Annotated in this window: 1 protein-coding gene; it reads left to right on the forward strand. The window is 77.0% G+C overall.

Annotated elements, in window-relative coordinates; genetic code table 11:
• Positions 1-261, forward strand: a 261-nt coding sequence (locus IF89_RS40205) for a hypothetical protein (protein ID WP_043195172.1), incomplete at both ends; no start/stop codon positions are given.

Consider the following 261-nt stretch of genomic DNA (forward strand, 5'->3'; position numbering starts at 1 on the left):
CCGGGCGGGCGGGTCGTCTCGCGGACGGAGTACGACCGCCAGGGCCGGCCTACCGCCCACACCCTGCTGCCGGACTCCGACAAGCCGCAGACCACCCGCACCGCCTACCCCTCCCCGGCCGTCACGGTCACCGCCACCCCTGACGGCCGGCGGGTCACCGAAACCCTCGACGCGCTGGGCCGCCCGCTGCGGACCGCGGACAACTACCGCGACGGCGCCTACGCCAAAGAGCCCGACGCCGACGGCGCGCGGGTGCTGGCC

The sequence above is a fragment of the Streptomyces sp. NRRL F-2664 genome (genome assembly GCF_000719345.1).
Classification (GTDB): Bacteria; Actinomycetota; Actinomycetes; order Streptomycetales; family Streptomycetaceae; genus Streptomyces.